Here is a 14,481-nt window from a genome sequence, read left to right as displayed (position 1 = left end):
GCGCGGGTTATGTTTTGCCGGTGTGCGGAGCGGACCCTACAGCGGAATCTCGAGCGGACTTGCGGTACTCAAGAGGAACTGCTCACCGGCACGCTGCAACTCCAGAGCTCCAGCGCGGGCTGCTCCGACGTGGGTGGGCCGAGCCATTCGCTTAGTGCGTGGCAACGCTGGTCGAAACACAGCTGGTAATCGCCGGCTTCAGGGGTTCGCCCCACACGCAGCGGTTGCAGAGGCGGCAGCTGGCGCTGGTAGTGCCAGCTGCCGTCGCGCAACTGGGCGTCATCCGGAACTTCCATGCCGGCGCCGGTGCCCTTGATCCGCGCTTCGCCGAGCAGCAGCCCGTCCGGCGTCACGCGGTAGTCTTCTTCCCAGCGGATCTTCTCAATCGTGTGGTTCCACGCCAGGGTGAAGACGGGTGTGGGCACCTGCGCCCACACCACGCCCGCCAACCCCAGGCAGAGCCCGATCACGCCACCGCCGGCCCGGCACGACGAGCGCGCCAGATGTGCTGGGCGACCAGGGCGATGCCCAGTGCGAAGCCGATTTCATCGCTGATCGGCAGCGCCAGGATCAGCGCGACGCCAGCGGCGAAGGCCCATAGGCGTTCCCAGATCGGCATGCGCAGGCTCAGGTGGCCGGTAACCGCCATGCCCCACAGGCACACCGCGAAGACCGTCTTGACCACCATGTAGATCGTGGTCAGCCAGCTGTCGCCCTGCATCATCAGCGCCGGGTCGTAGACGGCCATGAACGGCACCACGAAGCCGGCGGCGGCGATGCGGATCGCCCAGAGACTGATCTTGAAGCCGTTCTCCCGCGCGATCGGCGCTGCGGCGAAGCAGGCCAGCGCCACCGGTGGTGTCAGGTCGGCCATCAGCCCGAAGTAGAAGACGAACATGTGCGAGACGATCAGCGGCACGCCCAGCTGCTCCAGCGCCGGCGCGGCGATGGCGCTGGTGATGATGTAGTTGGGAATGGTCGGGATGCCCATACCCAGCACCAGACAGGTGATCATGGTCAGCACCAGCGAGAGGAACAGGTTGTTCTCACCGATGGCCAGGATGTAGCCGGCGAAGGTACTGGCGATGCCGGTCAGCGAGACGATGCCGATGATCACCCCCACCAGCACACAGGCGATACCCACCGGGATCGCATGGCGCGCGCCTTCCACCAGCGCGAACAGACAGGTGCGCAGGGTGTCGCGGCCACCTTTGATGAACCAGCAGACCACCACCAGCGCCGCGATTACGCCGAAGATCACCCCGATGCCAAGCTGGAAGAAGCCGGCGCAGAGCACGCCCAGTGCGATCCAGAAGGCGCCGCGCAGCCAGAAGCTGCTGGCCTTGAGAATGATCGCCGAGCCGAGGATGACGATGGCCGTCAGTGCCAGACCGACAGTGCCGGAGAACATCGGGGTACGCCCCGAAAACAGCAGGTAGACCAGCACCGCGAGCGGGATCAGCAGATACCAGCGTTCCTTGACCGAGCCCCAGGCGCTCGGGCACTGATCCTTCGGCAGACCCTTGAGGCCCTTGCTGCGCGCTTCCAGGTGCACGATCCAGAACACTGCGAAGAAATACAGCATCGCCGGAATCAGCGCCGCCTTGGCCACCTCGACGTACGGCACGTTGATGGTCTCGGCCATGATGAAAGCCACGGCACCCATTACCGGCGGCATGATCTGCCCACCCATGCTGGCCGTGGCTTCCACCGCGCCGGCAAACGCCGGCTTGTAACCGAAGCGCTTCATCAGTGGAATGGTGAACTGCCCGGTGGTGACCACGTTGGCCACGCCGGAGCCGGTGATGGTGCCCATCAGCGCCGATGACACCACCGATACCTTGGCCGGGCCGCCGGTCTTGTGACCGAACATGCCCATGGCGAAATCGGTGAACAGCTTGATCATCCCGGCCTGCTCGAGGAAGGAACCGAACAGGATGAAGAGGAAAATATAGGTCGCCGAGACGTACGTTGGCGTGCCGTAGAAGCCTTCGGTACCGAACGACAGCTGGTTAACAATCTGATCGAAGCCGTAGCCACGGTGGGCGAAGTCGCCCGGCAGGTACTCGCCGAACAGACCGTAGGCCAGGAAGATCGCGCAGATGGTCGGCAATGCGATACCCATCACCCGGCGGCCTGCCTCGAACACCAGCACGATCAGGATAATGCCGATGTACATGTCGGTAGTGGTCAGGTCACCCGAGCGTTGAACCAGGTCGCCCTCGAAATACCACTGGTAGAAAGCCGTCGCCATGCCGGCCAGGCCGAGCAGCCAGGCCAGCGGCTGCCAGGGGCGGCCATTGCCTTTTGCCGGGTAGCAGAGAAACACCATCAGCAGCAGGAAACCGACGTGGCCCGCGCGCAACACCTGGCTGGACACCGGATGGAAGGCGGCGGTGATGATCTGATAGGTGGAAAACAGCAGCGCGACGTAGAACAACGTCTTCGGCCATTCGCTGGGACTGCTGTGCAGCCCTTGGGTCTCGCTCATGGGATGGCTCTCTCGAAAAGATTGAAGCGTCGCGCCAGTGCGGAGCATGGGCGTTCTTCGTGATGGCCAGGGATGCGGACCATCAGGCTATGCGGTCTTGAAGGCAAACCGGGCGGGTACCAGACCCGCCCGGTCCGGCTGTCACTTGAGGACGCCGGCTTCCTTGTAGTAGCGCTCGGCGCCCGGATGCAGCGGGATCGGCAGCCCTTCGGTCGCGGTTTCCAGCTTGATGTCCTTGGCCGCGGAGTGGGCGCTGGACAGGCGGTCGAGGTTCTCGAAGATCAGCTTGGTCATCTGGTAGGCGACGTCGTCGGAGACCTTCTCGTGGCTGACCAGGATGTTGGTGATGGCGGCAGTGGGGATGTCCGCGTCCTGACCGTCGTAGGTGCCGGCCGGAATCACCTTCGACTGGTAGGCGGCGCTGCCGATCTTGGTCACCACGTCCTCGGGAACCGCGACGAAGGTGATCGGGACCATGGCAGCCAGATCGCGAATCGCCGCCATGCCGAGGCCGGATGATTGCAGGGTGGCATCCAGCTGACGGTTCTTGATCAGCTCGACCGACTCGGCGTAGGGCATGAATTCCACACGGCCCATGTCCTCGTAGGTCAGGCCGGCGGCCTTGAAGATTGCGCGGGCGTTGAGCTCGGTACCGGATTTCGGCGCGCCGACGGAGATGCGCTTGCCCTTCAGGTCTTCCAGGGTCTGGATCCCGGATTCCTTGCTGGCCACGATGTGGATGTAGTTCGGGTAGGTGGCGGCGATGGCGCGCAGACGCTTGAGCGGGGCCTTGAAGCCGGCATCCTCGACGCCGTTCCAGGCATCGTCCACGGAATCACCGAGGGCGAAAGCCAGCTCGCCGCGGCCGGCCTGCAACAGGTTGAGGTTTTCGACCGATGCCTTGGTGGCCTGAACGGAGGTCTTGGCGCCGTCGATCTTGTTGTACTGCTGCGACAGGGCTACGCCGATCGGGTAGTACACACCGCTGGTGCCGCCGGTGAGGATGTTGATGAAGGTCGGCGCAGCGACGGCTGCGGTGCTGGCAGTGAAGGCTGCTGCGGCAGCAAGCAGGCCAAAGCGTTTGGTCAGTCTCATGGTGTAACTCCGTTTCGTTGTTATTGGTTTTCGCAACCCTTGACGATAGACGATCGGTCGCAGCTTCAAAGGCTGCAAGGACAAGAAGGGCGGTTACGGCGGCGGGTAAGCTTTCATTAGGGAAAAGCGGGCGCGCTGTGCGGCTTTCTTGTCTTGGTAATCGCATCGGGCTAGGCAGAGCAAGCACGAGCCGTGCCATATACCCCCAGGGCTCTGCCACGTTGAGTTAACGGGTATATGCGACGGGTATTGGCAATAAACCGCTTACCAATCCCAAGCAGTAGGCGGAAACTTGCCGATGCCAGGGCGGGCCGGCGGTTACTGAGAAGGATCTCGAACCTAGCGCCATCGCTGTCGTCGCATCATGAAGAGCTGCTGCTGAATGAGGCGCCAATGGCACGCGAAATTAGCGCAAAAGACCTGGGTATCGAAATCGAGAAAGGCGAAGGCGAACTGTTCAAATGGTTCATCGCCAGCTTCCTGTTCGGCAAGCGCATCCAGCAGGATATCGCCGCTGAGGCCTATCGGGTGATCGTCGACAAACACAAGCGCGACACGCCGAGAAAGCTCTGCAACTGCAGCCGGCAGGAATTGGTAAGCATGCTCGGCGAAGGGCGCTATGTGCGTTACGACGAATCGACCGCCGAACGCCTGCTCAAGCTGTGCGAAAAGCTCAACAGTGAGTACGGCGGCAAGCTCGGCAACATCCGTGAGCAGAGCGAAAGCCGTACGGCACTGGAAAAGCGCCTGGCCGAGTTCGAGGGTATCGGGCCGAAGACGGTGGAAATCTTTATGCGCGAGGCGGCGAAGGTCTGGTACTGAGCGATCTTCTTGAACCGCATTCTGCAAAAGCGCCTTGCCAGGCACACAGCATCTTGACCGGCCGAGCTTGCGCCGCGCGCCGATGCGGCTAAAGTGGCGCCAGCCTCCTATCGAATTTCAACCATGCGCGCCGTGCTTTTTGCGTTCAGCCTGTTCTTACCGCTACTGGCTTCTGCCGGCCCTGCGCCTTATTACCAGTGGCAGAGCAAGGTCGACGGTACCGTCATCTGTCGTCAAACGCCGCCCGGCCATGGCTGGGAATTACTCAACGGTCAGCCATTTCGTGATCTCAACTGCACCCAACCGGCCAGCCGCGTAGAGCGTCCTGGCGCTGTGCCGGGCTTTCGCCCCCAGCCGGGGCGGTGATAGGCACTAAGCGCATTCAGCTGTATCCGTTGTAAAAGCGCTCCTATGCACCGACTATTCATTCGAAGCCTCCCATAACCATGGTCGATCTATCCGCCTACTTCGGCCTGTTCTTCGCAGCTTTCGCTGCCGCCACGCTTGTACCCGCGCAGTCGGAAGCCGTGCTGGTTGGGTTGCTGCTGGGTAGCGATCTCTCACCAGCGACACTGTTGGCAGTGGCTACGTTCGGAAACGTGCTGGGCTCGGTAGTCAATTGGCTGCTCGGTCGCTACATCGAGCGGCTGCGCCACAAGCGCTGGTTTCCGGTTAGCCAACGTCAGCTGGAAAAGGCTCAGCGCAGCTATCACCGTTACGGACGATGGTCGCTGCTGCTGAGTTGGGTGCCGATCATTGGCGATCCACTGACCGTCGTCGCTGGAACATTGCGCGAACCGCTCTGGAGTTTTTTGCTGCTGGTAACTCTGGCCAAGGGCGGGCGCTACCTGTTACTCGCTGGGATCACGCTCGGCTGGCTGTAACGCCCGGTTCTGCGGCATCGTTAACTTAAGCGTAACGAAGCGCCTCTGCGCTTGATTGATGACCTTCCGGTCACCTCCCTACTGTGCGCTCCACAAAGCGGAAACCTGTGGAGTCAGCATGACAACAACAATATCCCCACCGCCGCAGTGGTCGCGTCGTCGCGCTGAAAAAGCCCGGCGTCTCGACCAGGTGCGCAGCCTCGCCGATGGTGTGGTCCTGCCCAGCGACAAAATCGTCGCGGCGCTCGAAGCGCTGATCGCACCGGGCGACCGGGTGGTGCTGGAGGGCAACAACCAGAAGCAAGCGGACTTCCTCTCGCGCTCGCTGGCGCAGGTCGATCCCAGCAAACTGCATGACCTGCACATGATCATGCCCAGCGTCAGCCGCGCCGAGCACCTGGACCTGTTCGAGCGGCAGATCGCGCGCAAGCTCGACTTCTCCTTCGCCGGCCCGCAGAGCCTGCGCATCAGCCAGCTGCTGGAAGATGGCCTGCTGGAAGTCGGCGCCATCCACACCTACATCGAGCTCTACTCGCGCCTGCTGGTGGACCTGATTCCCAACGTCGCGCTGGTGGCCGGTTTCACCGCCGACCGCGAGGGCAACATCTACACCGGCCCGAGCACCGAGGACACCCCGGCGCTGGTCGAGCCCACCGCCTTCAGCGATGGCATCGTTATCGTCCAGGTCAACCAGATCGTCGATGATCCGCGCGACCTGCCGCGCGTAGACATACCGGCGAGCTGGGTCGATTTCGTGGTGGTTGCCGACAAGCCGTTCTATATCGAGCCGCTGTTCACCCGCGACCCGCGCCATATCAAGCCGGTGCACGTGCTGATGGCGATGATGGCGATCCGCGGCATCTACGAGAAACACAACGTCCAGTCGCTCAACCACGGCATCGGCTTTAACACCGCGGCCATCGAGCTGATCCTGCCGACTTACGGCGAGTCGCTCGGGCTGAAAGGCAAGATCTGCCGCAACTGGACGCTCAACCCGCACCCCACGCTGATCCCGGCAATCGAAACCGGCTGGGTCGAGAGCGTGCATTGCTTCGGCACCGAGCTGGGTATGGAGAACTACATCGCCCAGCGCCCGGACGTGTTTTTCACCGGCCGCGACGGCTCCATGCGCTCCAACCGCATGATGTGCCAGCTGGCAGGGCAGTACGCGGTGGACCTGTTTATCGGCGCCACCTTGCAGGTTGATGGCGATGGCCATTCGTCCACCGTGACCCGCGGTCGCCTCGCCGGCTTCGGCGGCGCGCCGAACATGGGCCACGACCCGCGCGGCCGTCGCCATCCGACACCGGCCTGGCTCGACATGGCCATGCCCGGCGGCGAAGCCCCAGTGACCATGCTCGAGCGCGGCAAGAAGCTCGTCGTGCAGATGGTCGAAACGTTCCAGGAAGGCGGCAAACCCACCTTCGTCGAGCAGCTCGATGCGGTGGAAGTGGCGAAGAAGAGCGGCATGCCGCTGGCGCCGATCATGATCTACGGCGACGACGTCACCCACCTGCTCACCGAGGAAGGCATCGCCTACCTGTACAAGGCGCGCTCGCTGAAAGAGCGCCAGGCGATGATCGCTGCGGTCGCCGGCGTCACCAGCATCGGCCTGCGTCACAACCCGAAAGACACCGAGCGCATGCGCCGCGAAGGGCTGATCGCGCTGCCGGAAGACCTCGGCATCCGCCGCAACGACGCCAGCCGTGAGCTGCTCGCCGCCAAGAGCATCGCCGAGCTGGTCGATTGGTCCGGCGGCCTCTACAACCCGCCTGCCAAGTTCAGGAGCTGGTGATGAGCGCACTGATTGCTCTACGGGCGCCGTCCGCGGCCGAGCGCCTGGCCGATCTGGCGGTGCAGGCGCTGGTCGACGAGGCTGACCTGTCGCCGAAGCCTGGGCTGGTCGACCGTCGCGGTAGCGGCGCCCACAGCGACTTGCACCTGGGGCTGATGCACGCTTCGGCTCATGCGCTGTGGCCCGCGTTCAAGGAGATGGCCGAAGCGGCACAGGCTATTGGCGAAGTCGGCCAACCTTTGCGTGAAACCCTCGGCCAACTGGGGCGCGACGGCGAAGCGGAAATGCTCCGCGTCACCAATGGCGTGAATACCCATCGCGGCGCGATCTGGGCGCTGGGGCTGCTTAGCGCCGCCGCCTTGTTGGAAAGCGGCGCCTCGGCCGAGCGGATCGCCATGACCGCCGCCGCCCTTGCCCGGCTCGAAGACCCCGTCGCGCCGCATAACACGGACAGTCATGGGGCGCGGGTCTGCCGTCGCTACGGCGTGCTCGGCGCCCGCGAACAGGCACAGCACGGTTTTCCCGCCGTGATCGAGCATGGCCTGCCGCAGCTGCTCGCCAGCCGCCGTGCCGGCGCCGGTGAGCAGAATGCCCGGCTCGACGCGCTGCTGGCGATCATGAGCACCCTGACCGACACCTGCGTGCTGCACCGTGCCGGCCTCGAAGGGCTGAGCCGCATGCAGGCCGGTGCCCGCGCCGTTCTCGAAGCCGGTGGTGCCGCCAGCCTCGCCGGTCGTCGCCAGCTGCGCCTGCTCGACCGCGACATGCTCGCCCTCAACGCCTCGCCGGGCGGTGCCGCCGACCTGCTGGCCGCCACTCTTTTCCTCGACCGCCTGGCGCCCGCCGCGCTGGCGCCGACTGGGAGCAACTGAACATGGAAACCCTGTCTTTCGAATTCGCTGCCGGGCAACCCGCCCGCGGCAAGGCTCTGGTCGGCGTGGTCGGCTCGGGCGATCTGGAAGTGCTGCTCGAGCCCGGCCAGGCCGGCAAGCTGGCCATTCAGGTGGTCACCTCGGTCAACGGCGCCGAGCAGCGCTGGCAGCAACTTTTCGAGCGGATGTTCCGCGAGCAGAACCTGCCGGCACTGAACATCGATATTCACGATTTTGGGGCCACACCCGGCGTAGTCCGTCTGCGTCTGGAGCAGGGGTTGGAGGAGGTCGGCCATGACTGATTCGTCTGCTGACAATGTGGCCCGTTTACTCAAGTCACGCAGCTTCGTCGAGCTTGGCGCCCGCCAGCGTGCCCGCGCACTGCTGGACGAAGGCAGCTTCCGCGAACTGCTCGACCCGTTCGACCGCGTCACTTCGCCCTGGCTGCCGAAGCAGGGCATCGTCACCCAGGCCGATGACGGCGTGGTGGTCGCCAAGGGCACCATCGACGGCCACCCGGCGGTGATCGCCGCCATTGAAGGCGCGTTCCAGGGCGGCAGTATGGGTGAAGTCGGCGGCGCGAAAATCGCCGGCGCTCTTGAGTTGGCTGTCGAAGACAACCGCAAAGGCATCCCCACCCGCGCCGTACTGCTGCTGGAAACAGGCGGGGTGCGCCTGCAGGAAGCCAATTTGGGCCTGGCGGCGATCGCCGAGATTCAGGCCGCCATCGTCGAGCTGCGCGAATATCAGCCGGTGATCGGCGTGGTGGCCGGCTCGGTCGGCTGCTTCGGCGGCATGGGCATCGCCTCGGGCTTGTGCAGCTACCTGATCGCCACCCGCGAAGCCCGCGTTGGTCTCAACGGCCCGCAGGTGATCGAGCAGGAAGCTGGGCTCGACGAGTACGACTCGCGCGACCGGCCCTTCATCTGGAGCCTGACCGGCGGCGAGCAGCGTTACGCCTCGGGTCTGGTGGACGCCTATGTCGCCGACGACACCGACGCCATCCGCGATCAGCTGCACGAACTGTTCGTCCTCGGCAAGCCGGTGCAGCCACGCAGTCGCCGCCACGCCTGGTTTCTCCAGCGCCTGGCCGACGCCGATACCCGCACCCAACTCGATGCCGCCGCCGTGCGTGCCCTCTATGAAGGAGATGCCAGATGAGCCGTGGACTGAACTGGTTGCAAGCCCTGGCCGGCGGTCAGGCACTGGCGGGCTACCCGGCCTCGGTGAAGGTGGTCGATGGCACGCTGGGCGAGCGCCCCGCGCGCTACATCGCCGTGGTGCCGGATGCCGAGAGTCCGTTTCCCCGTGCCCGTAATGGTGAGGTTGGCCTGCTCGAAGGCTGGGCGCTGGGTAAGGCAGTCGATGAGGTCATCGAAGCCGATCATGACAAGGCCGACAAGCGCGTGCTGGTTGCGGTGGTCGACGTGCCGAGCCAGGCCTACGGCCGCCGCGAAGAAGCGCTAGGCATTCATCAGGCGCTGGCCGGCGCAGTGGACGGCTATGCCCGTGCGCGTCTGGCCGGGCATCCCGTGGTTTCGCTGCTAGTGGGCAAGGCCATGTCCGGTGCCTTCCTCGCTCACGGCTACCAGGCCCAGCGGATCATCGCTCTGCGCGATCCCGGTGTGATGGTGCATGCCATGGGCAAGGCTGCCGCCGCGCGCATCACCCTGCGCAGCGTCGAGGAGCTGGAAGCCCTGGCCGAATCGGTGCCGCCAATGGCCTACGACATCGACAACTACGCGACCCTCGGTCTGCTCTGGGAAACCCTCTCGGTGGCGAACATCGAGCAGCCGGGCGGTGACGATTTGCAGAAGGTTCGAGAGTGCCTGTTGAAGGCCGTCGCGGACATCGGCAGCAGCACCGACCTGCGTGGCCGCCTCGGCGCGCCGAATCGCGAGGCTTCGTCACGGGTGCGCGAGCTGCTGCGCGCGCAGTGGTAACGCCAAGGTAAGCGCGGGCGCGACCCGCCTGCTCCCACCCTCGATAACAACAATCACGAGGAGGCTAGAGATGCACAGCACACCACGCCCCCACGACCTGCTCTGGGGCATGCGACCCGAGCAGCTGCCAGCCGACGCCCCGGCCTGGGCACTGGCCGTGCTGGCTGCTGGCCAGCCGGTTGTGGTGCGCCGTGCCCGCGTAGCACCGGGGCTGGTGGCGGTTGGTCTGCGTGGGGCCACGCGGGCGCAGCGTCTAGCGACCGTGATGCCGTTCGAGGCGATCCGTCATTGCCTGGCGCCCGAACAGCTGGTCGAGCGCCGCGCGCGCGAAGAGCTTCCGGTATTCAGCGCCCTGGCAGGCCTGCGACCCTTGCTCGACGGCCTGGGCCACGTCTGGGGCGTCACCGGCTCGGCAGGCTTCCAGCTCGCCACCGGCTTGCACGTTGCTCACCCGGACAGCGATCTCGATCTGCTGCTGCGGGCCGAACGGCCGTTGCCACGCAGCGAGGCGCGTTCGCTGCTGCAGCTGCTGGAGGGCCATGATTGCCGCATCGATCTACAACTGGAAACGCCGCTCGGTGGCGTGGCACTGCGTGAGTGGGCCGGCAGCGCCGCACGAGTGCTGGCCAAGACCGAGCATGGGCCGCGCCTGGTTGACGATCCCTGGGCAGAGGAGGTCGCCGCATGAGCAACCTTTTCGCCTTTCCCGGCCAGGGCGCGCAGAAGCCCGGCATGCTCCATCGCCTGCCTTCCGCGCCGGAAGTTGCCGCTACCCTCGCAGAGGCCAGCGCAGTGCTCGGCGAAGATGCGCTGATGCTGGATTCGGCCGAAGCGCTGCGTTCGACCCGCGCTGTTCAGCTCTGCCTGCTGATCGCCGGCGTCGCCGGTGCGCGTCTGCTGATGCGCGACGGTCAGCGACCCGATTACGTTGCCGGACTGTCCATCGGGGCCTATGCCGCGGCGGTTGTCGCCGAGTCGCTCGACTACACCGACGCCCTGCGCCTGGTGGCACTGCGCGGTGAGCTGATGCAGGAAGCCTACCCCGAAGGCTACGGCATGACAGCGATCCTCGGCCTCCAGCTCTGCACGGTAGAGAGCCTGCTGGCAGAAGCTACGGAGCCCGCCTACCTGGCGAACATCAACGCCGACAACCAGATCGTCATCGCCGGCAGCGACGCCGCCATGGAGGCGGTTGCCGCTCAGGCCAAGGCTCTCGGCGCCTCATGCGCGCGTCGCCTGGCGATGAGCGTGCCCTCGCACTGCGCCCTGCTGGACGCGCCGGCGCAGCACCTGGCCGAAGCGTTTGCCAAGGTCAACCTGCGCGCTCCGCGGTTGCGTTATCTCAGCGGTTCGTCGGCGCGCCCGGTGTTCGATGCCGAGCGCCTGCGCGATGACCTCGCCTTCAACATGTGCCGCGTCGTCGACTGGCACGGCACCCTGCGTACTGCCTACGAGCGCGGTGTGCGGCTGCATATCGAACTGCCGCCCGGCTCCGTGCTCACCGGGCTGGCGCGACGGGTTTTCGAACAGGGTACGCTGATCGCTTTCGACGGCGCTCGGTTGGACACACTGGACGCCTTGCTGCGTCAGGAGGGCAGCCAGAGCCGATAGATCGCGTGCTTCATCAGGGTGAGGGAGCCTTGCTCGCCTACTGATCGACGGATAACAACAACTACCTCGACAACACGCGCCAGGCCTTCGGCAGGCTGAGCGCAATCCAAAAAGGACAATAACAATGATTATTTTCGGTGTGGCCTTCCTGGCCTTGTGTACCCTCACCGGTATCTTCATCGGCGAGCTGCTCGGCAAAGCGATCGGCGTGCCGGCCAACGTCGGCGGCGTTGGTATCGCCATGGTTCTGCTGATCCTGATCGGCAGCTATCTGAAAAAACGCGGCCTGTTCAATCCGGAATCGGAGCAGGGCATCAAGTTCTGGAGCGCCGTCTACATCCCGATTGTGGTCGCCATGGCCGCGCAACAGAACGTATACGGCGCGCTCTCCGGCGGCCCAATGGCCATTCTCGCCGGTGTTGCCGCGGTGGCGGTGGCCTTTGCGCTGGTGCCGGTGCTGGACCGGATCGGCAGAAAAAAGCCTGAAGCCGAGCCGGTCGCCTCGGTCAAGCCCGCCACCAGTAGCGTCCGGGGGTAACGGCCATGTACGAATCCCTCATGAAAGTGATCTCCGGCTACGGCATGATCAGCGGCTTCGCCATCATCGGCGCCACCATGTGGCTGTCCTACTGGCTCTCGGACAAGCTCACCAAGGGCCGCCTGCATGGCTCGGCAGTGGCCATTCTCATCGGCCTGTTGTTGTCCTACATCGGCGGCGTGGTTACCGGCGGGCAGAAGGGGCTGGTGGATATCGCAATGTTCTCCGGCATCGGCCTTCTGGGCGGCGCGATGCTGCGTGACTTCGCCATCGTCGCCACGGGTTTCGGCGTCAGCGTCGAGGAGCTCAAGCGCGCTGGTTTCGTTGGCGTACTGGCGTTGTTCATCGGAGTATTCTCTTCGTTCGTGGCGGGGGTCGGAGTGGCCGTGGCCTTCGGCTACACCGATGCAGTCAGCCTGACTACCATCGGCACTGGCGCGGTGACCTACATCGTCGGTCCGGTCACCGGTGCGGCGATCGGCGCCAGCTCTGAAGTGATGGCCCTTTCCATCGCGGCAGGCCTGGTCAAGGCCATCCTGGTGATGGTGGCGACGCCTTTCATCGCGCCGCTGATCGGCCTGAACAACCCTCGCTCGGCAGTGATATTCGGCGGCCTGATCGGCACTTCTAGCGGCGTTGCCGGCGGCCTTGCGGCAACCGACCCGAAACTGGTGCCTTATGGCTGTCTAACCGCAGCGTTTTATACCGCGCTGGGCTGCCTGCTCGGGCCTTCGCTACTGTTCTTCGTCATGCGAGGCCTGCTCGGCTGAACCGGGAAGCCGCCGCGTGGTTCAGCTGGGGTTCTTCAAACTGTACATGCGGCATTCGGCGAGGAGCGCGAGCAGGTTCGGGTCGCGCTCCTTGGCTTTCAGAAACACCACGCCGATGTGCTGCTGCAGGTGATAGCGCGCCTGCAACGGCACCAGCTTGACCCGGGATTCATAGACCATCCCCACCCGGCCCGGCAGCAGGGCATAACCCACTCCCGAATTGACCATGCTCAGCAAGGTGAAAATGTCGTTCACCTGCATCGCCACCTTCGGCTCGAACCCTGCCTGCTGGAACACCCGGTTGCCGTCCTGATGGGTAGCGAAGCCCTGGGTGAGTGTGATGAATGTCGCGTCGCGCAAGTCGCTCAGATCCACCTCCGGTTGCTGAGCGAAGGGTGAATCGGCCGGTGCGGCGAGAAAGATGTCATCAGCGAACAATGACAACTGCGCACAGTCCGGATCGTTGCTGACGCTCTCGTTCAGCGATACCAGAATGGCATCCAGCTCCATGTTCTTCAGCTTGTAGAACAGATCGATATTGGAGCCTAGGATCAGGTCGATGTTGAGTTCACTACGGCGCAGTTTCAGGCCCATGATCAGATGCGGCACGGTTTTCACCGTCAGCGAGTAGAGCGCGCCGAGCTTGAAACGCTCAGCCGAGAAGCCTGCGGCCTCCCGTGTCTGGCGCACCGTCTCCAGCACGTCCTGCACCAGCTTCTGGGCCTTTTCTTCGAGTACGTAGGCACTTTCCAGCGGAATCAGGTTGCGCCCTTCATGCTTGAACAGCGGACAGCGTAAGGCGCTCTCCAGCGAATGGATGGCGCGGTGCACGCTGACATTGCTGGTATTGAGCTCAGCCGCCGCCTTGCTCAGGTTTCCGCTGCGCATGAATGCCAGAAATACTTCCAGCTTCTTCAGCGTGAGTTCTTCGTCGATCTGCATGGCGGGTGCTCAGGCAATGGCAGTCGATTATGCCTAACGCAGCCCAACTTCGGGCTTAGCAGCAGGAGTCGGTTGCCTCCTGCTGTGCTGATCGCAACGTACGAGCTGTCCAGTCGGAAACGATGATCTGAAGTGCACATCGCATGGAACTACAAACTCAGTCATGCAACTTGCAAGGCTTTCAGGAGCTATTGGCTATATAACTTATTGATTTTTAAAGAAAAAACTAACATTCAAATAGTGGCATGGTTGATGCTGTAGTTGCTTATTGCCACTTCAGGCATCCCACTACAACTCGAACGAATGGCTGTGCGGACGCTCAGCTTAGGAACTAAAAATGGATGACAGGCTGAACGTTAAGACTCAGATATGGGCTGATGGGTACTCATTCATGGAAGTCACCGAGACGCTGCTAACAGCGTTGGGGATTCGCACCGAAAACAGCCCGGAATCGGAGCTTGGCCGGCCTGAACCTGCCGTTATCTCGACAGCTAGTGCGTCATGCCATGACACGGGAGTCGACCGGTAGGCCGCCTGCGGCCCGATGGTGCCGGGCTAAAGCTTTGACACCCCTACGAACCTATCCAATCAGCGCGCCAATCCGATAAGCAGGTTTCACCCGCTCGGCCAGAATGACAGTCCGAGCTGTCTAGCAGGAATGAAGCCAGCGCTTGTGGGGCCCGAGCTTTCGACCGCTACGCCCATAAGGACTGTTTGT

Annotated in this window: 16 protein-coding genes; 12 read left to right on the top strand and 4 right to left on the bottom strand. The window is 63.8% G+C overall.

From position 1 onward, the window contains the following. Positions 1-68 precede the first annotated feature (68 nt). The 3 genes from E0D86_RS06125 to E0D86_RS06115 all read right to left on the bottom strand — a co-directional run bounded on the left by E0D86_RS06125 (position 69) and on the right by E0D86_RS06115 (position 3,586). The gene (locus E0D86_RS06125) at positions 69-470 is read right to left on the bottom strand and encodes a DUF1850 domain-containing protein (RefSeq protein ID WP_131649114.1); all 402 of its coding nucleotides are present in this window, start codon (positions 468-470) and stop codon (positions 69-71) included. Then, entirely contained in the window at positions 467-2,491 is a 2,025-nt protein-coding gene (locus tag E0D86_RS06120; protein ID WP_131649113.1) for a TRAP transporter permease, read from the bottom strand. The genes E0D86_RS06125 and E0D86_RS06120 overlap by 4 nt, the downstream gene beginning before the upstream one ends. Positions 2,492-2,632: 141 nt before the next feature. After that, entirely contained in the window at positions 2,633-3,586 is a 954-nt protein-coding gene (locus tag E0D86_RS06115; protein WP_131649112.1) for a TAXI family TRAP transporter solute-binding subunit, read from the bottom strand. A gap of 393 nt (positions 3,587-3,979) precedes the next feature. Here E0D86_RS06115 and E0D86_RS06110 point away from each other — a divergent pair, with 393 nt between their 5' ends. The 12 genes from E0D86_RS06110 to madM all read left to right on the top strand — a co-directional run bounded on the left by E0D86_RS06110 (position 3,980) and on the right by madM (position 12,821). Then, the gene (locus E0D86_RS06110) at positions 3,980-4,408 is read left to right on the top strand and encodes a DNA methylase (protein ID WP_131649111.1); all 429 of its coding nucleotides are present in this window, start codon (positions 3,980-3,982) and stop codon (positions 4,406-4,408) included. 123 nt (positions 4,409-4,531) lie between these two features. After that, complete coding sequence (locus E0D86_RS06105) at positions 4,532-4,774, top strand: hypothetical protein (protein WP_131649110.1); 243 nt, start codon at positions 4,532-4,534, stop codon at positions 4,772-4,774. Between the two features lie 80 nt (positions 4,775-4,854). Further along, positions 4,855-5,292: a YqaA family protein gene (locus E0D86_RS06100; RefSeq protein WP_131649109.1), complete on the top strand. Its 438-nt coding sequence runs from the start codon at positions 4,855-4,857 to the stop codon at positions 5,290-5,292. 118 nt (positions 5,293-5,410) lie between these two features. Further along, positions 5,411-7,087, top strand: coding sequence for a malonate decarboxylase subunit alpha (mdcA, locus tag E0D86_RS06095; protein ID WP_131649108.1), 1,677 nt, complete (start codon positions 5,411-5,413; stop codon positions 7,085-7,087). Then, on the top strand, positions 7,087-7,959 hold the full coding sequence (locus E0D86_RS06090; protein ID WP_131649107.1) for a triphosphoribosyl-dephospho-CoA synthase: 873 nt from the start codon (positions 7,087-7,089) through the stop codon (positions 7,957-7,959). The genes mdcA and E0D86_RS06090 overlap by 1 nt, the downstream gene beginning before the upstream one ends. 2 nt (positions 7,960-7,961) lie before the next feature. Continuing rightward, positions 7,962-8,261: a malonate decarboxylase subunit delta gene (locus E0D86_RS06085; RefSeq protein ID WP_014818584.1), complete on the top strand. Its 300-nt coding sequence runs from the start codon at positions 7,962-7,964 to the stop codon at positions 8,259-8,261. Then, positions 8,254-9,120, top strand: a complete 867-nt coding sequence (locus E0D86_RS06080) for a biotin-independent malonate decarboxylase subunit beta (protein WP_131649106.1) — start codon at positions 8,254-8,256, stop codon at positions 9,118-9,120. Before E0D86_RS06085 ends, E0D86_RS06080 begins: the two co-directional genes overlap by 8 nt. Beyond that, positions 9,117-9,902, top strand: coding sequence for a biotin-independent malonate decarboxylase subunit gamma (gene mdcE / locus E0D86_RS06075; RefSeq protein ID WP_131649105.1), 786 nt, complete (start codon positions 9,117-9,119; stop codon positions 9,900-9,902). The genes E0D86_RS06080 and mdcE overlap by 4 nt, the downstream gene beginning before the upstream one ends. A 70-nt stretch (positions 9,903-9,972) precedes the next feature. Continuing rightward, complete coding sequence (locus tag E0D86_RS06070) at positions 9,973-10,590, top strand: malonate decarboxylase holo-ACP synthase (RefSeq protein WP_131649104.1); 618 nt, start codon at positions 9,973-9,975, stop codon at positions 10,588-10,590. Continuing rightward, positions 10,587-11,513, top strand: coding sequence for a malonate decarboxylase subunit epsilon (gene mdcH, locus E0D86_RS06065; RefSeq protein WP_131649103.1), 927 nt, complete (start codon positions 10,587-10,589; stop codon positions 11,511-11,513). The genes E0D86_RS06070 and mdcH overlap by 4 nt, the downstream gene beginning before the upstream one ends. Before the next feature lie 124 nt (positions 11,514-11,637). Further along, positions 11,638-12,051 (top strand): malonate transporter subunit MadL, encoded by a 414-nt coding sequence (madL, locus tag E0D86_RS06060; RefSeq protein ID WP_131649102.1) that lies wholly within the window; start codon positions 11,638-11,640, stop codon positions 12,049-12,051. Between the two features lie 5 nt (positions 12,052-12,056). After that, positions 12,057-12,821, top strand: coding sequence for a malonate transporter subunit MadM (gene madM / locus E0D86_RS06055; RefSeq protein WP_131649101.1), 765 nt, complete (start codon positions 12,057-12,059; stop codon positions 12,819-12,821). Positions 12,822-12,842: 21 nt separating this feature from the next. Here madM and E0D86_RS06050 read toward each other — a convergent pair whose 3' ends face one another. Continuing rightward, positions 12,843-13,763 (bottom strand): LysR substrate-binding domain-containing protein, encoded by a 921-nt coding sequence (locus E0D86_RS06050; RefSeq protein WP_131649100.1) that lies wholly within the window; start codon positions 13,761-13,763, stop codon positions 12,843-12,845. Positions 13,764-14,481: the final 718 nt, after the last annotated feature.

The organism is Pseudomonas sp. IC_126, assembly GCF_004331835.1.
Taxonomy (GTDB): domain Bacteria; phylum Pseudomonadota; class Gammaproteobacteria; order Pseudomonadales; family Pseudomonadaceae; genus Stutzerimonas.
The sequence above is the reverse complement of the archived record's forward strand: the minus strand, read 5'-3'. Positions and strand labels throughout refer to the sequence as shown.